This window comes from Bacillus sp. GBSW19 (assembly GCF_002998655.1).
GTDB lineage: Bacteria > Bacillota > Bacilli > Bacillales > Bacillaceae > Bacillus.
This window is the reverse complement of record NZ_PVRF01000001.1, coordinates 907,583-926,925: the sequence shown is the minus strand read 5'-3', so window position 1 is coordinate 926,925 and position 19,343 is coordinate 907,583. Positions and strand designations below refer to the sequence as shown.

Annotated in this window: 16 protein-coding genes and 1 pseudogene; 12 read left to right on the top strand and 5 right to left on the bottom strand. The window is 41.9% G+C overall.

The window, feature by feature from the left end:
* Window positions 1–2: 2 nt before the first annotated feature.
* Complete coding sequence (cysI, locus tag C6344_RS04920) at window positions 3–1,721, bottom strand: assimilatory sulfite reductase (NADPH) hemoprotein subunit (protein ID WP_106071677.1); 1,719 nt, start codon at window positions 1,719–1,721, stop codon at window positions 3–5.
* Between the two features lie 37 nt (window positions 1,722–1,758).
* Window positions 1,759–3,579: an assimilatory sulfite reductase (NADPH) flavoprotein subunit gene (locus tag C6344_RS04915; RefSeq protein ID WP_106072792.1), complete on the bottom strand. Its 1,821-nt coding sequence runs from the start codon at window positions 3,577–3,579 to the stop codon at window positions 1,759–1,761.
* A 273-nt stretch (window positions 3,580–3,852) separates the two neighbouring features.
* Here C6344_RS04915 and C6344_RS04910 point away from each other — a divergent pair, with 273 nt between their 5' ends.
* Window positions 3,853–4,251 (top strand): DUF3221 domain-containing protein, encoded by a 399-nt coding sequence (locus C6344_RS04910; RefSeq protein ID WP_223254320.1) that lies wholly within the window; start codon window positions 3,853–3,855, stop codon window positions 4,249–4,251.
* 76 nt (window positions 4,252–4,327) lie between these two features.
* Here the strand turns inward: C6344_RS04910 and C6344_RS04905 are convergent, their stop codons facing one another.
* A complete protein-coding gene (locus C6344_RS04905) occupies window positions 4,328–5,755 on the bottom strand; it encodes an aldehyde dehydrogenase family protein (protein ID WP_106072791.1) in 1,428 nt (475 codons plus the stop codon).
* 211 nt (window positions 5,756–5,966) lie between these two features.
* Between C6344_RS04905 and C6344_RS04900 the strand changes: the two genes are divergently transcribed.
* From C6344_RS04900 to C6344_RS04890, 3 genes are read left to right on the top strand one after another with little or no spacing between them, the layout of a single operon-like run.
* Window positions 5,967–6,392 (top strand): DMT family transporter, encoded by a 426-nt coding sequence (locus C6344_RS04900; RefSeq protein WP_060596692.1) that lies wholly within the window; start codon window positions 5,967–5,969, stop codon window positions 6,390–6,392.
* Between the two features lie 13 nt (window positions 6,393–6,405).
* Complete coding sequence (locus C6344_RS04895) at window positions 6,406–7,086, top strand: Crp/Fnr family transcriptional regulator (RefSeq protein WP_060596478.1); 681 nt, start codon at window positions 6,406–6,408, stop codon at window positions 7,084–7,086.
* 21 nt (window positions 7,087–7,107) lie between these two features.
* Entirely contained in the window at window positions 7,108–7,593 is a 486-nt protein-coding gene (locus C6344_RS04890; RefSeq protein ID WP_060596477.1) for a DMT family transporter, read from the top strand.
* Between the two features lie 10 nt (window positions 7,594–7,603).
* Here the strand turns inward: C6344_RS04890 and C6344_RS04885 are convergent, their stop codons facing one another.
* Window positions 7,604–9,010 carry a phospholipase D-like domain-containing protein gene (locus C6344_RS04885; RefSeq protein ID WP_060596476.1) on the bottom strand — a complete coding sequence of 469 codons (1,407 nt, stop codon included), beginning with the start codon at window positions 9,008–9,010 and terminating at the stop codon, window positions 7,604–7,606.
* A 159-nt stretch (window positions 9,011–9,169) separates the two neighbouring features.
* Here C6344_RS04885 and C6344_RS04880 point away from each other — a divergent pair, with 159 nt between their 5' ends.
* From C6344_RS04880 to C6344_RS04860, 5 genes are all read left to right on the top strand, one after another.
* Entirely contained in the window at window positions 9,170–9,946 is a 777-nt protein-coding gene (locus tag C6344_RS04880) for a MurR/RpiR family transcriptional regulator (protein WP_066030821.1), read from the top strand.
* Window positions 9,947–10,076: 130 nt separating this feature from the next.
* Entirely contained in the window at window positions 10,077–10,991 is a 915-nt protein-coding gene (gene pfkB / locus C6344_RS04875) for a 1-phosphofructokinase (protein ID WP_060596475.1), read from the top strand.
* A gap of 13 nt (window positions 10,992–11,004) precedes the next feature.
* Window positions 11,005–12,420 carry a PTS fructose transporter subunit IIC gene (locus tag C6344_RS04870; protein ID WP_066030822.1) on the top strand — a complete coding sequence of 472 codons (1,416 nt, stop codon included), beginning with the start codon at window positions 11,005–11,007 and terminating at the stop codon, window positions 12,418–12,420.
* 15 nt (window positions 12,421–12,435) lie between these two features.
* Window positions 12,436–12,894 carry a PTS sugar transporter subunit IIA gene (locus C6344_RS04865; protein ID WP_106037277.1) on the top strand — a complete coding sequence of 153 codons (459 nt, stop codon included), beginning with the start codon at window positions 12,436–12,438 and terminating at the stop codon, window positions 12,892–12,894.
* A gap of 2 nt (window positions 12,895–12,896) precedes the next feature.
* The gene (locus C6344_RS04860) at window positions 12,897–13,766 is read left to right on the top strand and encodes a class II fructose-bisphosphate aldolase (RefSeq protein ID WP_034660835.1); all 870 of its coding nucleotides are present in this window, start codon (window positions 12,897–12,899) and stop codon (window positions 13,764–13,766) included.
* Here the strand turns inward: C6344_RS04860 and C6344_RS04855 are convergent.
* Window positions 13,760–15,326: pseudogene (locus C6344_RS04855) on the bottom strand (MDR family MFS transporter). The gene C6344_RS04860 and the pseudogene C6344_RS04855 overlap by 7 nt on opposite strands.
* A gap of 169 nt (window positions 15,327–15,495) precedes the next feature.
* Between C6344_RS04855 and C6344_RS04850 the strand changes: the two are divergent.
* From C6344_RS04850 to C6344_RS04835, 3 genes are all read left to right on the top strand, one after another.
* On the top strand, window positions 15,496–15,915 hold the full coding sequence (locus C6344_RS04850; protein ID WP_223250451.1) for a MarR family winged helix-turn-helix transcriptional regulator: 420 nt from the start codon (window positions 15,496–15,498) through the stop codon (window positions 15,913–15,915).
* A gap of 487 nt (window positions 15,916–16,402) precedes the next feature.
* Complete coding sequence (locus C6344_RS04845; protein WP_223250439.1) at window positions 16,403–16,678, top strand: DUF3986 family protein; 276 nt, start codon at window positions 16,403–16,405, stop codon at window positions 16,676–16,678.
* A 582-nt stretch (window positions 16,679–17,260) separates the two neighbouring features.
* Window positions 17,261–19,333: a BglG family transcription antiterminator gene (locus C6344_RS04835; RefSeq protein ID WP_223253268.1), complete on the top strand. Its 2,073-nt coding sequence runs from the start codon at window positions 17,261–17,263 to the stop codon at window positions 19,331–19,333.
* The last annotated feature ends 10 nt before the right edge of the window (window positions 19,334–19,343 follow it).

Here is a 19,343-nt window from a genome sequence, read left to right as displayed (position 1 = left end):
TTTTATTGCACATGAAAATTCGTACCATCTGTTGTTTCTTTGACAATCCCTGCCCGAACGACAAAATCACCGAAATGTTCTTGGTCTTCTCGTTCTTTTGCATAGCGAGGGAGCAGAGAGCCAAGCTCGTTTAAAATGTCTTCCTCACCAACATTTTCACGGTACAGCTTACTTAATCTGCTGCCATCAAACGCAGCGCCAAGATACATGTTGTATTTGCCAGGTGATTTGCCGATAAAGCCAATTTCACCTAGCGCATGGCGGGCACATCCATTTGGACATCCAGTCATTCGAATCGTGATTTCTTTATCACTTAAGCCATTTTCTTCAACAATCTCTTCAATTCGGTCAATCAAGCGTGGAAGGTAGCGTTCTGCTTCTGCCATCGCTAAGCCGCATGTTGGAAGAGAAACACAGGCCATTGAACTGCGGCGGAGTGCAGAGTGCTGCTGGCCATCTGATAAACCGAACTCCTGAATGAGCTGCTCGATTTGTTTCTTTTTATGAGAAGTGACATTTCCAATGATCAAATTTTGATTCGCTGTTAAGCGGAAGTCACCTGTATGAATCTTTGCAATTTCCCGAATACCTGTCATCAGCGGGTAGTCATCGTAATCCGTGATGCGGCCGCCTTCTACAAACATCGTATAATGCCATCTGCCATTGATGCCTTTTACCCAGCCATAGCGGTCTCCGTTATGATCAAAGTGATAATCTTTTGCGTCTAAAAGGGCAAACCCAAGGCGTCGTTCAAGCTCTTCTTTTACATTCTCAAGACCGAGGCGGTCCACTGTATATTTAAAGCGGGCATTTTTTCGCACGGAACGGTTTCCGTAGTCTCGCTGAATGGTAATCACTCTTTTGGCAATCTCTACAACTTGATCCGGTGTACAAAAGCCAATCACCTTTGCCAGCTGAGGGTAGGTTGCTGTATCACCATGCGTCATGCCCATTCCGCCGCCAATCGCGACATTAAAGCCGACTAATTGATCATTTTCAATAATCGCGATGAAGCCTAAATCCTGCGAAAAAACATCAATATCGTTAGCAGGAGGGACCGCCACACCAATCTTGAATTTTCTTGGCAAATAAAGCGGGCCATACATCGGCTCAACCTCTGTATCAGGCGTTGCCGCTACCTTTTCCTCATCAAGCCAAATTTCATGATACGCTCTCGTTTGCGGAAGCAGGTCATCACTTAATTTTTTGGCCAGCTCGTATACATCATGGTGCACTTCTGATTGATAGGGGTTTGATGTACACATGACATTCCGGTTCACGTCGCCGCAAGCAGCGATTGTATCTAGCATAGTAGAATGGATGTCTTGAATGGTCTTTTTCATGTTCCATTTTAAAATACCGTGAAGCTGAAAGGTTTCACGAGTAGTCAGCTTTAACGTACCGTTTCCGTATTTGTGAGCAAGCTCATCCATCACTAGCCACTGCTTAGATGTGGCGATTCCGCCAGGCAGGCGCACGCGCAGCATAAATTGATAGGCTGGCTCAAGCTTTTGTTTTTGCCGTTCATTTCTGAGGTCTCGATCATCCTGTAAGTAGCTGCCGTGATGCTTCATCAGGCGGTTGTCATCATCAGGAATTCCCGCTGAAATCGGATCAAGCATCACTTCTTTTAACGTACCCCGTAAATAATCACTTTTTTCTTTGATTTCCTCTACGTCGCTCGGAGGTCCATCCGGCGCTGTTAATGCTGTCTTCACCATGTAAGTAAAAGCTCCTTTCTTTCAAGCATCAAATCAATCAATATACGTCACGCTGATAGCGTTTTTGCTGCTGCAAGTTAGCTAAATAGCTTTCTGCTTTCTCTTTGCTCATCGCACCTTCTTCTTGGATGATCGATAGAAGGGTACTATGAACATCATGCGCCATATGTTTTTCATCTCCGCAGACATATACATAGGCACCTTGCTCCAGCCATTCGAATAATTCTTTACTTTGTTTCTTCATTTGGTGCTGGACATATACCTTTTCCTCTGAATCTCTTGAAAAAGCCACGTCCATTTTCGTTAAGACACCATCTTTTAACCACTTTTGCCATTCAGTTTGATATAAGAAATCCGTCACAAAGTGCTGATCACCGAAGAATAGCCATGACTTTCCGTTTGCACCGATTTCTTCTCGTTCCTGCATAAACGAACGGAAAGGAGCGATACCTGTGCCTGGTCCCACCATAATGATCGGTGCATCAGGGTTTTCAGGAAGCTTAAAGTTTTGGTTGTGCTGGATATAAACAGGCAGTGTATCACCTGGCTCTAAGCGCTCCGCACATAAGATGGAGCAGACACCTTGGCGTTCTCTCCCGTGTGCATCATATCTCACAGCACCTATTGTCAAATGAACTTCTTCTTCATTGGCTTTCAGGCTGCTTGCAATCGAATAAAGGCGTGCAGGGATTTTTCTTAAAATAGCGGTGAAATCTGCGGCTGTTCCTTCAAAAGGACCAAAATCGCGCGCAGCATCTACTAGATCTCTTCCTGCTATATACGCTTTTAACTTTTCTTCATTCCCTTCTTCTAAAAGGGCATGGAGGGCTTCACTTTTTGTAAAGTCCGCCATCTTTTGAAGAAGGGGTTTTGTTAATACTGTAATCTCAAAGTGCGAGGTGAGTGCTTCTTTCAAAAGAAGAGTGTCGCCGTTTTTATGCACGGTTACGGCTTCCTCTGCATTCCATCCGCATGTCGTGAGAAGTTCATCAACAAGCGCAGGATCATTTGTTGGATAAATACCAAGGCTGTCACCCGGCTCATATACAAGTCCTGATCCTTCAAGAGAGAGCTCCAAATGGCGGGTTTCTTTGTTAGAACCGCGGCCATTTAGGTTGATATTTTCAAGAACTTCCGCATAAAAAGGATTCGTTCTTGAGTATTCAGAAGCTGCTGTTTGGTTGGTTGCTCCTGCTGATTCTTGCGGGAATGCTGCGGCTTCACCTTCGCTAAGTGCCGATGTCACCCCTTGAAGCCATTCAGAAAACGGCTCATCATAATCAAGGTCACAATCCACTCGGCCTATAAGGCGCGTTCCGCCAAGTTCTTTGAAGCGCTCATCAAATTCTTTTCCAGTCTGACAGAAGAATTCGTAAGAGCTGTCGCCAAGCGAAAGAACAGAAAAGCTTAAATGATCGAGCTTTGACGCACGTCTACCATGGACATATTCATGGAAAGAAAAGGCATTATCAGGCGGATCTCCCTCGCCATGTGTGCTGACGATCATCAGTAAATTGTGTATTTTTTTCAGATTATTTGGTTTAAAATCTGACATAGAAGAGAGCGTCACTTGAAAACCTTTCTCCTCGAGATGCTGCGCTGTCTTTTTCGCTAATCCTTCAGAATTGCCTGTTTGCGAGCCATAAAGTACGGTCACATCTTTACTGACAGGCTGCGCAGGGGCTGCGGCAGAAGGAGTAGGGGCCAGAGCGGCCGTTTCTGATCCGGCTAGAGCTGCCTGTGCTGATAAATAACCGGTAAGCCAAATTTTTTGTTGATCTGTTAAAGTCGGAAGCAGCTGATTGAGCAAGTCTGCCTGCTGCTGACTAAAAGGACTGTTCAATACATGAAGTTGCAACGATATCCACCTCACAAGAAATATAAACATAGATTAATTCGATAGGAATTATATATATAGGTTCAATTTGAACTTTACCGAAAGTTTGCCATTAAGTAAAATATATAATATTGATTGTCATGATTAAGATTTCTAATACCTTTACAAGGTGAATGAACTTGAAGGTAAATCAGCTTAACTTATAAAGCACCTTAAGAAAAATAGGCGTTTTGTTCTGAGAATGCTAGCATGAAGAAGCTATCGTGAAAATTGAAAAGGAGTGTAGGAAAGTTGATGCAGCTAAAGTTTAAAAACATAAAATGTTTTCGGTTTGTCATCTTGATTTTTCTCATTTTATTAGTAGCGTGCAATTCTCCAAAGGACAATATAAAGGATTCATACAATAAGAATAAAACAACAACGCCTTTTTCAAAAAAAGGCATACTGCTGAGTAAAGAGGAGACTGGTTTACTTCTTATAAACAATAAAACTCCTCTAAAAAGCGATTATTCATTGAATACTCACCTTCTTATTGATAAGTATAAACATGATCTCATCATTATGGATTTATCGAAAGTTGATACTAAAGAGCTGGCACAGGGTCAAACGGTTGAGATCTGGTTTGATGAGTTACAAGAATCGTTTCCTCCTAAAGCAACGGTCGAAAAATATAAAATCATTATGGATAAGTAGGAGGGCAATGAGCACTTCTTAAAATTCACAAATAAAAAAGGGGAGAAAAACCCTAGAGTTTTTCTCCCTTCTCAATTTATGCCGTTGGAAGTCCCATCACAGCTTTCACTTCTAAATATTCCTCGATGCCGAAGTCTCCCCATTCTCTTCCGATACCAGATTGCTTAAAGCCGCCAAATGGGGCAAAGTAATCTGTTTCGGCATTGTTAATGGTGATTTGGCCAGCACGGATATGTTCAGCTACATATTTTAAAGTTTTTTCATCTTTTCCAACAACATACCCGGCAAGGCCATAAACCGTATCATTGGCGATGTCAAGGGCATGATCTAGGTCCTGATACGTAATCACACTCATGACCGGTCCGAAGATTTCTTCTTGCGCAATGGTCATATCATTTTTCACATTGGTGAAAATGGTATGCTTGGCGAAATATCCTTTATCGATTCCGTCCGGCTTTCCAGTTCCCCCTGCAAGCAGAGTAGCACCTTCATCAATTCCTTTTTCAATATAAGATTGCACAGTATCCCACTGCTTTTTAGAAACAAGCGGGCCTGTAGCGTGATCTTCTCTCGGATCACCAACTGTAAACTTCGGCAGGGCATTCAGCAGCGCTTTTTCAAATTTGTCTTTCATTGATTCTGGAATAAGCACACGCGTAGCCGCAGAACACACTTGACCTGTATTCATCGCAATATGATGAACGGCGGTTTCTGCTGCCTCATCCACATCTGCATCATCTAAAACGATAAGAGGGGATTTCCCGCCAAGCTCAAGAGCCACTTTCTTCACATTGTCAGCAGCGTTTTCCATAATCTTCGAGCCGACAGCACCTGATCCAGTAAATGAAACAAAGTCAATATCAGGATGTGAGCTAATACCGTCACCAATCACGTCACCAGTTCCGTTTACTAAGTTGAAGACTCCTTTCGGTACGCCTGCTTCATCAATGATTTCTGCAAGAATCATCGCAGCAAAAGGTGTAATTTCTGCTGGCTTTAAGACAACTGGTGAGCCTGCCGCAATGGCACCCGCAATTTTAAGAGAAGTTTGATTCGTTGGGAAGTTCCACGGTGTAATCAATCCGCTGACGCCAATCGCTTCTTTTATAATGGTATGTCCGCCGCGGTCCTCGGTAAATGTATAAGATTTAAGTGCTTCCGCTGCTTTAGAAAAATGTTCATAGCCCATTGTGTAATGAACTTCTTCTGATACTTTCAGCGGTGCACCGAGCTCTTGTGTCATCACTTCTACAAGTTCATCCTTGCGTTTTTCGTAGCCGCGCACAATGTTTTCCAGCATCTTCACGCGTTCATTTCGAGTTGTTTTCGAGAAAGAAGGGAAGGCGGCACGAGCTGCTTTCACTGCCTTATCTAAATCTTCTTTTGTTCCTAAGCTAATGGTGCCAATGACTTCTTCTGTCGCAGGGTTGATGACCTCTGTCTTTTCGTTTCCTGTTGAAGCAATCCATTCTCCATTAATAAAATGTTTCTCTTGATTTCTCATTCTGACATGTCTCCTTTTTATATGTGATTCAATCAATATTCTGTTTTCAGCTGATATAAAACTGTACCCACTGTGAAAAATCTAAAACGAAGAAACTGCAAAAGAAAAAGTTTCTGATATAATACGCAAAGTGGGACATATGTCCTTTTCAATAGATGGGCATGTATCATTTAATGGAACTAGACTGAAAAAAGAAGGAGAATTTGAACGAATGAAAGGTGTTATTTTCGCTTTATTAGGAGGCGCTTGCATTACACTGCAAGGCGTGGCCAACGCAAGAATCAGCCAGGATATCGGCACATGGCAGGCAGCAACTATCACACAGCTAACCGGTTTTATCATCTCGCTTGTCATCTTACTGATCGTTCGAGACGGGCACTTCAGGGAATATCAAAAGGTGCGGCCACTTTATTTAATAGGCGGCGCATTTGCAGCCATTATTATTTTTAATGAAGTCACCGCGATTCAAATGATCGGTGTCACACTCACCATCGCAGCGTTACTTATTGCACAGCTTGCTTTTACCTTTGCAATCGATGCAAAAGGATGGTTTGGTGTACAGAAGAAGAAAATGAAATGGCCTCATTATGCAGGAATTTTACTGATGGTCGCAGGCGTGATCATTTTAAAGCTATAAAGGAGGGCGTCAGATGGAGGAGCTTTATGATGAACCTCTTTTTGCCTCATATATGAAGGCACATCAATTAGAAAACGTCTTTCATCAAAAGCTCATATCACACGTGAGCTTGTGGCGCTATGAGCAGGGTGAGCTCGTTTGTTCAAAAGGGGATAAGAGGGAGTACCTGTACTTGTTAGTGAAAGGAAAATTAAAGATTTTCACGACCACAAAGGAAGGGAAGACCTTTATTCTTAGCTTTAAACATCCCCTTGAAGCGATTGGAGATATTGAATACGTTCAGCAGACGGATATGGTCAATACAGTCGAAGCTGTCACAGAAGTACATATGCTAAGGGTTTCTCATCAAGCGCTCATGCGCCATGCGAAGGATGACCCACGCGTGTTAACCTTTCTGCTAAAAGGCATCACAAACAAATTTTATACAAAATCAAATGATTTGAGTTTCCACCTTTTATATCCTGTGGAGGTCAGGCTTGCAAGCTACTTATTGTCTGTTGTGACAAATGATGACAGCGCGAGCGCCCTTCGTCTCACTGATGCGGCAAGCTTAATCGGTACAAGCTATCGTCATATTAACCGGGTCATTCAGCAATTCTGTGAAAAAGGGCTGATAGAGAGGCGTAGAGGAGAGATTACGATTTGTGACCGGAAAGGGCTCCTAGAAATAGCAGAGCACAATATTTATGAATAGAAGAAATGAAGGGATTTATATATGATCATAGGAATACTATTAGCTATCACTGCTGGCGCACTCGTCAGCTTACAAACCATTTTTAACAGTAAGGTCAATGAGCATACAGGCTCTTGGTCAACTACAACCGTCGTTCTTGGAATGGGCTTTATTGCTTCACTCCTGATGGGTCTCTTACTAGAGGGAACTGGCATGTTTCAATTAAGACATATGGAAGCTTGGTACTGGATCAGCGGAGCCATTGGGGTAGGAGTGGTCATTTGTCTTGTTCAGAGTATCAAACGTCTTGGACCGACTTATGGCATCTCGATTGTCCTCACGGCACAGCTGGGCTGCGCTCTTTTGTTTGATTCGCTTGGCTGGCTTGGGTTAGAAAAAGTGGCATTTTCTTTTACAAAACTATTAGGTGTCATTGTGATTGTTGCTGGGATCTTAGTGTTTAAATTGACCAAATTGGAGTCAGCAGAAAAAGATCAATCGCAAGAAAAAGGGCTGCCACAAGAGTAGCCGCCCTTTTTTAAATCAATCGCCGCCATAATACCGTTATCGCGGATAATCCATTTAAAAGGAGCCTTTTCATCAAAGGCTTTTTTTTCTGCCCATATGCGCTCGCATGATAGGCTGTTCGGTCTTTAGCAACGAGATTACTGTAGGCGATTTTTCGTTCGATTGCCTGTGTAAGTGATAACGCAAACGGGGCACTGTCAATCACCAAAATCGACTCTGTGTTTAAAAAACTAGACCTCGCATCTAAGTTATATGTCCCAATAATACTCAAGTAATCATCAATCACCATTGATTTCCCATGAATGGAATAGGGGCCTTCATATTCATACAAATGAACGCCTGTTTTCATCAGTTCCTTTTTCGTGCTTAAATATCCAGCAAAGGCTAACGGATTTGGTGTCGCTGTAAGAGAATTCGTGACCATTGTCGTTTGAATCTCACTACCTAAGGGGGTGAGTCCGGCTTTCATTGGGCGTGTTGGGATGACATAAGGCGTTTGTATAAGCACAGAACGCTTTGCCCGGTGCGCAAGATCGTTCAGTTTTTTCAGCACAAGCGGCCGCTTATTGAAGCGTTCCACAGGATTTGTGAAAAAGGCAATCTGTTTCACTGAAGTGGCATCTGCTGCCCAATCAAAGGAGGACATCACAAAAGGTTCTTTTGTGCGCACTGCTTCTTGATAGGATCTGAGCAGCTGTTTTCTAAGCTTTAACCCTTTTTTCGCTTTTGGCTTGGAGAACACATCTTTTGTTCTTTTCGTAAAATCATGATTCCATAGATAAACGAAATATTGCTCCATTTCATCTAATACTTTTCCCTTTTTGGCGTTATAGAGCAGCACATCGCGGTCAAAAGCAAAGTCTTTCGGCGGCTGATCTGCAAAGTATTTATCACCGATATTTCTTCCGCCCATCACAGCCACTCGACCATCTGCTAGTAGCAGCTTATCGTGAAGCCGATTATGCCACGTCCATGGCTTGAACAAACGAAAGGGCTCATAAAAACGAATCGACATGTTCGGATGATTTGCCACCGCATAGCGCAAATGCTTCAGCGGCCCGCGCAAACTGTGACAAATGCCATCTAACAACACCTGGACTTTCACACCTCGATCAGCTGCTTCAATTAAAGCACCTAGTACCCATTCGGCTGTTTTTCCCTTTTGAATGGAATAGTAACTGAGACGGATCACCTTCTTTGCCTCACGAATCATTTGGATTCTAACCTGACCAGATTCAAACCCATCGTCAAGAAGCATCACTTGATTTGTCCCCTGATCGTCTCCTGAGATAGAAGAGGCTTTATAAATACAATGTTCTTTGCATGTTTTTCGTATCGGTAAATAAAACAAAACAAATGCGGTCAAAAATACATAGACGACATAGAGAAGGATGAGAAAAAACAAGAGATGAAGCATAGGTATCAGCTCCTTTCACACAGACACAACTTTTCCTTAGTGTATGTCAAAAATCAAATTTCACTCATTTTGGCTTTCCATCAAAATATATGACAAAAGAATCACCTTGTTTTTATTGGGTATTTAATTATAGTATGAAATGAGTAAGGGGGAATCGAATTGAATGAACCACTATTTAACATTCCAAGCGATGTGTATCAAACGTTAAGTGAAACAGAACGTTATTTACTCCATTATATTCACCAGCATCTAGAGGATATCTCCACCTTATCCATCGTCACATTAAGTGAAAGAGCGAATGTGTCGACAGCCACAATTGTCAGATTGATGAAAAAAATTGGTTACAACGGCTATACCTCCTTTAAGTATCGATTGAAACAAGAAAAGAAAATGACCGATGCAAGTGATCAGCTAAAAAACATCGATGAAGACATCAAACTAGCGATTCGGAAAAATGAAGAAGAGGTTTTAAAGACGATTCAGCTGCAAAGTATTGGGCAAATTGAAGATGCCGTTCAAAAAATACATAATGCGGACAAAATTTATATTTTCGGCAGAGGGTTCTCAGAGATGATTGCTAAAGAAATGACCATCAAATTACAGCTCATCGGAAAAACATGCGAAGTACACGACGACCCGAATATCATTCGGCTGAAATCACGAGATATTGGTAAAAATGAACTTGCGATCTTTGTTTCATTAAATGGCGAAACAGCAGAGCTCGTTGAAGCGTGTCAAAATCTCAGCATGAAGCAAGTCACAACCATTACCGTCACGACAAGAATAGATTCTACATTAAGCAAAATATCAGATATGACTCTAGTCGGATATAAAGGCGAACAATCTTTCTTCCCAGATTATGAAGTCAGATCGCGCCTGTCTCTTCATGTCATTGCCCGCATTTTACTAGATGCCTATGTGATCCGAATGAAATAACCGCTTAAGAAGCCTTCGAGACTTTGATCTGGAAGGCTTTTTATCATGAAAACCTTTACACAATCTGAAAACATTTTCACTCCATCGTATGAGATACTTTCTTTAGAGAAAAGAAAGAAGGTGAAACCAATTGATTTATACCTGCACCTTAAATCCTGCTATTGACCTATATATTGCATTAAAAGAAATGAGGGCAAATGCAGTCAACCGCACAGAAGATGAAGACTATCAGCCGAATGGCAAAGGAGTCAATGTCTCCATTATGCTAAAGAAATATGGATTCACCAGCACTGCATTAGGATTTATTGCTGGGTTTTCAGGCTCTTATATTGAACAATCCTTAAAGGACCTTTCCATTCAAACCGATTTTATCTCGGTTGAAGGAATTACACGCATTAATGTTTTTATTAATACGACAGAAGAATACAAGCTCGTGAACCAAGGACCTGCGATTGAAGCAAAATCGCTTCACGCCTTTCGTGAAAAAATAGCGGCCATCCCGCAGGGGGGCATCCTTATCATGTCAGGCAGCCTGCCAAAGGGCGTACCCGCCAGCATTTTTTCAGAAGTAGCAGCTATTTGTCATCAGCACAACGTTAAGTTTATTTTAGACACAAGCTCCGCAGCAGTTCTTGAGACGCTTCAATACAAGCCGTATTTATTAAAACCGAATGAAGAAGAAATCGCTGCTTTTTTCGGCAAAATACATCCTATGTCAGAAAAAGAACTCATTCAATCAGGAGAAAAACTCATTGAGATGGGTGCAGAGCAAGTGCTTATTTCCCGCGGAGGAGAAGGGGCTTTGTTCATTACGAAAGACGTCATCTTAAAAGGAAACGCACCGACAGGCACTGTGGTAAACACAGCTTGTTCTGGAGATGCAATGCTCGCAGCCTTTCTTAGTAAACAGCTTGAAGGTCATTCACCTGAAGAATGCTTACGTTACGGCATTGCAACGGGCGCATCTACTGCATTTTCTAAAGGCTTAAGTGATTTACATGACATTCATTCATTAATTGAGCAAGTACACATTCACAAGATATAAGGGGGAATCAGATATGAGCCGTAAAAAAATTGTCGCTGCAACTGGCTGTCCAACAGGCATTGCACACACGTTTATGGCAGCTGAGGCATTAAAAATAGCTGCTGAGCAATTAGGGGTCGACATCAAAGTCGAAACGCATGGTCAAGTAGGAATTGAAAACGCTTTAACCGATCAAGACATTCTGGAGGCCGATGGGGTCATTGTCGCAGCTGACAAAGATGTGAATACAGATCGTTTTCACGGCAAACCACTGATTGAAGTGCCTGTAGCGAAAGGCATCCGCACGCCAGAAGAACTGATCCAAGGCATTATCAATGGAGATGCACCCGTTCATCAAGTGAAAGGAAGGGCTCCTGGGACGGAGAAAACATCTGCTCCTTCATCCTCTCAACAAAAGACGACGAATAAATGGATACACACGATCTACAAACATTTAATGAACGGTGTATCACACATGCTTCCATTTGTCGTTGGAGGCGGAGTCTTAATTGCTATTTCTTTTCTATTCGGTATTTACTCAGCTGATCCTCAGCATGAAACGTATCATCCGTTTGCTGCCTATTTAAAAAGCATTGGTGGACTCGGCTTTAGCTTAATGGTGCCTATTTTAGCAGCATTTATCGCTGATTCAATCGCCAGACGCCCAGGGATGGTTGTCGGATTTATCGGCGGCCTGCTTGCAAACGACGGTGGCGCTGGATTCTTAGGTGGTATTATCGCAGGTTTTGCAGCAGGATATATCATCGTATTCCTTCAATTCCTGCTTCAAAAATTACCTGCATCACTTGACGGTTTAAAATCAATCTTCATCTATCCTGTTATCGGTATTTTCTTGATTGGAGCTGTGATGACACCACTATTAGTTCCGATCACAGGCCTAAATAATTCATTAATGGATTTTCTCTCAGCTGTTCAATCCACGAACCCGCTGCTCTTAGGTTTAATTGTTGGCGCGATGTGTGGATTTGATATGGGAGGTCCTTTTAACAAAGCAGCCTATGTCACAGGAACGGCTTTACTTGCACAAGGCAACCTTTACTTCATGGCAGGTGTGTCCGCAGCATGTATCACACCGCCGCTTATCATTGCGATTGCCACAACGATTTTCAGAAAACATTTCACACCGCAGGAACGAAATGCAGGGGCAATCAACTATATTCTAGGGGCGACACATATTACAGAAGGTGCCATCCCATTTGCGGCAAAAAACCCGATCGTTGTCCTGCCAATTATCATGTTTGGCTCAGCCATCTCTGCTATATTGACGTATCTATTTGGCGTACAGGTTCCAGCTCCGCATGGTGGATTCCTTGTCCTTCCAGTCGTCACAGGTGCATTTCAGTGGGTACTATCCATACTGATCGGATCACTTGTAGGTGCCATTCTATACGGACTTTACCGTAAAAAAATAGACAAACCCGCAGTTTAATAGGGAGGAAGAGAAATGATGGAACATATCTATATGAATCTTCATGAAACAGCTTCTTCACAGGCTGGCGTTTTCACAGCCATTGCTGACATTGCCTACAAAGCAGGTATTTGTACATCAGCAGAGGATGTCAAAAAAGGCTTAGCTGAAAGGGAAGCACTGAGCACGACTGGATTTCAAGATGGATTTGCCATTCCACATACACAAACAGAAGCCATCACAAAACCAGCACTCGTGATCGTCCGCACGGAAACAGGCATTGAATGGGACGCTTTTGATGGGAAGCCATGCTTTTTCTTCTTATCCTTACTGATCCCCAAAAATGAAGCGGGCACCACTCATCTAAAGGCTCTTTCTGCCCTTTCACGAGGATTAATGGATGAAGCGAAACGACAAAAGCTACTGGAAACAAGAACAAATGAAGACATGCTTACTGTTTTAGAAACAGATATTTTAACGAGAGAGGATGTTTGATCATGCCTTTACTTTCAACAACACCGATGCTTGAGGCTGCGAAAAAAGAAAAATACGGAATCGTTGCATTCAATGTACATTCCTTTGACAGTATTTATTGGGTGCTCGAAACGGCCGCAGAATTAAAATCACCTGTCATTTTGCAAACAACGGTTGGAACGGTTCAATCACTTGGAGCAAAAGCGATTGCAGATACAGTCAAAGCGGCGGCTGATCAATATCAAATCCCAATCGGTCTGCACCTTGATCACTGCACGGACTTTGATGTGATTCTCACCTGTATTCGAGCGGGATATACATCCGTCATGATCGATGCATCCATGCATTCATATGAAGAAAATGTACGCCGCACAAAAGAAGTCGTAGACCTCGCGTTAAAAGTAGGGGTGAACGTCGAAGCAGAATTAGGCAAGGTAGGCGGCGTAGAGGATGATATCGTCGTCGATGAAAAGGATGCTGAAAAAGCCATTCCATCAGAATGCCGTCAATTTGTAGAAGAAACTGGGGTACCTACTTTAGCGCCTGCGATTGGTACCGCTCACGGCATTTATAAAGGGGTACCGGATATTGACTTTGACCGCATTGAACAAATTGCAGCGCTGGTCGATGTTCCCCTTGTGCTGCACGGTGGTTCCGCTGTACCGGATGAGGACGTCAGACGATGTGTAGCACTTGGTATGGCAAAGGTCAATGTCTCTACTGAATTGAAAAATGCGTACTCTGAAGCCATCCGTGATCATTTCTCAAACGAACCTGAAAGCTTAGATCCACGTATGTATTTACAAAAAGCAAAACAAGCAGCAAAAGACATGGTCACATCGAAAATACGGATCGTTGGCAGTGAGGGCAAAGCCCATCCTCTATATCAGTGAAACAAAAAAGCAGAGCCGCTAAGGCTCTGCTTTTTCACATTATTCGCTTTCTTTCATTTCATTTGATGTGCGTACTCGTGCATTTCCCATAAATAGGACCGTAATCGCTGCAAGGGCAATAGGGAATAACGCAATCAAAAATACGTACGTAATGCTTTGTGACATCGCATCGATGACTTTATTTAAAATATCAGGCGGAATTTGTGAGCGAGCACCTTCTTGAAAAATGGCTTGTGGATCGCCTATTTGAGAAGGGGCTCCTTTTATTCCGCTAAAGGCATCTGCTAAGCGATTCGTTAGGACATTGGTTTGAATCGTCCCAAAAATCGTGACACCAAGCGTCATCCCAAGTGATCTCATAAATGAATTGGTTGAGTTTGCACTGCCTCGGTAACGAGGGGCAAGATCATTCATTGAAGCTGAAGGCAGAAGAGAGAAGCTAAAGCCGACGCCAAAGCCTGATATCATCATAAAGAGTGTAAGCCACAGTCTAGCTGTATCTGGTGACATATTGGCAAGAAGCAGCATCCCAGCAAAAAATGAAATAACAGAGATCGTCATAAGACGTCTGAAAGGCACTTTCGTCTGCATCGTTCCGCCAATCATACTGCCAATCACAGATCCTATCATCATCGGTGTTAAAATAAACCCTGCACTTGTCGCAGATTCACCATACACCGCTTGCACGAAAATAGGAATAAAGACGGCAAGAATAATAAATGTCCCCCCATATAAAAACGCCAATATTTGAGATGTCGCAAATAAACGATTTTTAAACATCCAAAAAGAAATAATCGGTTCCTCCGCTTTACGCTCAACAATAAAGAAGATGGTACCAAACACAAGAAACACGGCAAAAAGTGTGAGGATTTGCACCGAATCCCACGCATAAGATTTACCGCCAAGCTCAAGTGCGAACATTAAGCTCACAACTGCCACGACAAGTGTAATAGCACCTGACCAGTCAATTTTTTGCTTGCGATGTTCCAGCGATTCATGATAGTATCTGGCGATCAAGAACACACTAACAATACCGATTGGCACGTTAATATAGAAAACCCAATGCCAGCCGATCGAATCTGTGATAATAGCTCCTAACAGTGGTCCTAGTACACTCGATAAACCAAATACTGCACCAAACATACCGGACATTTTTCCGCGCTTTTCAGGCGGGAAGATATCAAAGATGATCGTAAACGCGATCGGAAGAAGGGCACCGCCTCCAAGCCCTTGAATGGCCCGGTAAATAATGAGCTGATCCATCGTTTGTGCGATACCGCACAGCGCTGATCCAATTAAAAAGAAAATAAGTCCAAACAGAAAAAAACGCTTTCGACCATACATATCAGAAAGCTTTCCGTAAATCGGCATTCCAGCCATCACTGCCACCATATAAGAAGCCGTCACCCAAGCAAATTTATCAAAACTGCCCAAATCTGCTACGATGCTTCCCATCGCTGTTGCAACAATGGTATTGTCCATCGCTGCCATAAAAATCCCTAACAGCAAACCGATGACAACAAAGCGAGTGGATGCCTTGCCTTTATCCACATGATTCATTTCATTTACCTCCTGCTTACGTTCTCTTCTTATTTTTGCTATGATCAACTTAACCATAAGTAAGAGAACATTTATCTTGATGATCAAGATAAATTGATTTTAAAGGGAGGAGAACAAGTTGTCAATAAAGAACGAGACTGAAGACAGAGCAGACCTGATCATACATACAATGAGGCGCCTCGCCACACGAACGGTTTTATTCCATCAAGCGGCCGCGCAATCGCTCGGCCTTTTCCCAACAGACCTCAAATCAGCCGATTTATTAAACGAACTCGGTCCTCTCACAGCAGGAGAATTAAGTGAAAAAACAGGTCTTAGCTCAGGTGCGGTCACAGCTCTTATTGATCGCCTTGAAAAAGCGGGCTACGTCAAAAGAGAAAAAGACCCAAAAGACAAACGAAGAGTTATCATCGTTCCATTAACGGCAGGGAAATCACAGGTAAAAGAACTTTTCCAATCCTTATCGGCATCAACTAAACAGCTCACAAACGAATACAAACGAGAAGAATTAGACTTAATCATTCAATTTATTAACGAAGCAGCAGATATTATGGACCAAGAGCTGCAATTGCTTAAGTCTAAATCGTAAGAAGGCGCACTGATGCGGGTGTGCTTTTTTATGGAAAAATGGACTCAAAGGCTGCACGCTGTTTTTGAAGATGGTTTAGCTGAAAGTATAACTGATGATAGGAGGAGGACTGAGCTGTCAAAGATAACTATCTTGGGCTGAAAACATAGATGAGGCTCTGACTGAAGCTGATCTGAAGGCTTTGATTATTTGTCTTTAGATTTAAGGGACGAACATCTCTTTTTGAAATTCTAACTACAAAGAAAATTGAAAGCACATAGAGTTGGGAAGAGTAAAACTCCTAATCTTAGACGGAGTTAACCACAAAGCCTATTTATCAGACATTCCTGATTACGGAAAGACTAGTATTCATTCAAAAAACGGAGTACCTATAAGGATACAATATGATTAAGGATATAAAATAACATGAGTATTGTTATAATATACCTTATCACGTTCCACCTAATCTAAAAGATCATCATGTTATTTTCTAAAGGAGAGATCAACGTTGCTTAACTTAGACGATACAATGCATTTGCATGTAGGCTATTATGAAAATGATTCAGATTATGAAGGTGTGTTTTTTAAAAGTTTAGATTCAGGGAAATGGTTATTGTTTTTTGATCAAGAAAGCTATGGTATAAAACTTAAACAAAAATATGAAAAATATGATGATTTTGGTTTGTTGGTTGGAGAGTATAATATTGATGATGAATATATTGAGGATAAAGGGGATGAATTGTTCGAACGGTTTCTAAAAGAAAACGGTATTATTAAAGCATAGTGTTTTTGTGGGATACGTTACAATAAAACAACAGGATATAGAAGAAGACAGCTTTATCTGTTTGAAAACGTTTATGTAGACTTTAAAACTTTTGTTGAGGAATATATTTATTACGAAGGCGATGCGTTTTGGGAATAATATAAAAAAAGTGTCCATGTTTATGGGCACTTTTTCTTATTTGTATTGGCCGAGAAAAAGGGGACCTTTTTTTCTAAGTGGATCATCGTATGATAGAGGCAAGCAAAACGAACGTGAATATTTTGTCCAGAAGAAAGAACATGCGGACACTGATGCAGTACATATGTGTGAATCAAGAATGCCAAAAGCATTGTGAAGGATCAAAAAAATTCAAAAAGATTTTTCAGTACATCCATGACCTCATTACAAACGTTTTCTATCACATAAAAGAAGACAAAGGGTTCTTTTTGTACAAATCTCAAAGCACACTCAAGCGGGTGTGCTTTTTCTTATGGCAAAAGAGCACCCAAAAGCTGCACAGCATGTGCTGAAGACATTTGGGCTTCTTTGACGCATGTGAGTTGATTAGACTTATAACCAAAGGGAAGAAGGGAGGAATTCCAACTGTATTTAACCAAAAGGGGCACGACTTTACTATCAATGCTGATTCACACGACATCTTATTTATCAATTGAAGATTTACAGAATCGACTGAATGTCTCTACTCGAACCGTCTACTCTGAAATCAAACGCATGAATAGCTGGCTGGAAACTCAGCAGCTGAGTGGTATTCAGCGAAAAGATCAACTTGGCTACTACTTACACCCACATGAAAAAGAAGTCATTATTCAAAAAGCGAACACCATTCTCGTTGGCCATGATTATGAACCATGTGTAAAGGAAAGAAGAGCCATCCTGCTCTTATCCATTGCATGCAGTGAGAAACGCCTAAGAATTGATGATTTTATGAAGATGACCAAAGTGAGCCGGAATACATTGCTTGAAGATATGAAACAGCTAAAAGAAGCACTTTCAAAGCAGCAGCTTATCCTCCACTATCAGGCAGCCTGCGGCTATTTGATTTCAGGAGAAGAAAGAGCGATTCGATTGGCGCTGAAACCTTATATTCATTCCATTCGCACAATGATAAAAAACGAAAAAGCGTTTCCACCTTTTTGGTTAAAGGGGCCAATTTCATATAAACGGTTAAAGCATCTCCTCGAGCAGTCAGAACAAGAGCTTAAGCTCGAGTTTGCAGATGACATGCTGGATCAGCTGTCTTTGGATCTCTTTTTCTACTTTAAGCGGATGAAGCTAGAACGTGCTGTACACCTTTCAAACGAAGAAAAGCGTACATTGCAGGAAACAGATGAATGCTTTGCGGCTATTCGTTTCATGGCACGAATTCAAAGAGAAACCGGCCTTCATGTTCATGATGATGAAATCTATTTTCTTACTACTCTATGGCTCAGCGCCAAGAAACAAAAGCTTCCATCAAGTAAAAAACCAGAAGAGCATCTCATTCGCACCATTGCCAGACAAATGATTTTTGACTTTCAGCGGTATGCATGTATTTCCTTTCAAGAATACGAAGCCTTGGAGCAAAACTTGACAATGCATCTCATCCCGGCCTATTACAGACTCATCTATCACATTAATATCAACAATGAATTAACAGACTCTATTAAAAAAGCACAGCCAGAGGTGTTTGAAATCACTCAAAAGGTCGTATGCCATTTAGAAAAGGCGACCTGTTCAAAGATCAGCGACCATGAAATTGCATATGTGGCGATGCATTTTGGTGGTTGGATGAGAAGAGAAGGGATTTCACCAATTGTGCGGCGTTCTGTATACATTGTCTGCGGTGAAGGAATTGGCACAAGTCACATGCTGAAAACACAGCTTATCGAATTAATCGGTTATATCGAAGTACGTGAACTATTATCAAAGCGTTCATATGAAGAAATGTCATCCATTGATGTCGACTTTGTTGTGTCAACAACACCTATTTCGTTTAAAGGAAAACCTGTTCACCTCGTTCATCCCATTCTCACTGCCTATGAGAAAAAAACCTTACTTCAATATGGGGAAGGTGCAGAAATCAGGCTTGATGAGAACAATGTGGACGCTTTATTCAACATCATTCAGCAGCATACCATCATACAAAATGAAAAAGCACTGCTTCGTGATCTTAAAGAGCTACTTCATCCCGCATATGTATCCCATCAGAAAGGGTGGAAACCAGTGTTAAACGATTTATTAACAGAAAAAACCATTCATCTCCAGCAAACAGCAGATACTTGGCAAGAGGCCATCACAAAAGCAGCGCAGCCTTTACTCGATCAAAATGCCATTCAGAGAGGTTATGTGGAGGCCATGATTCAGTCTGTGCATCAAAATGGACCTTATATTGTGATTGCACCACAAGTAGCCATTCCGCACGCCAGACCAGAGGACGGCGTGAACAAATTAAGCATGTCACTCATGTCATTTGAACCGCCCGTTTTTTTCTCTAAAGATGGAAAAAAACAGGTTCGTCTCATCATTGTGCTAGCAGCCATTGACAGTATGACCCACTTGAAAGCACTCAAACAGCTGACCATGCTGTTAAGTGATGAAAAACGGAGAAAACAACTGGTTGAAGCAAAGGAATTAGCATCGGTGCAAAAACTAGTTGATCAATTTTCACAACTATAAAGGAGGAAAA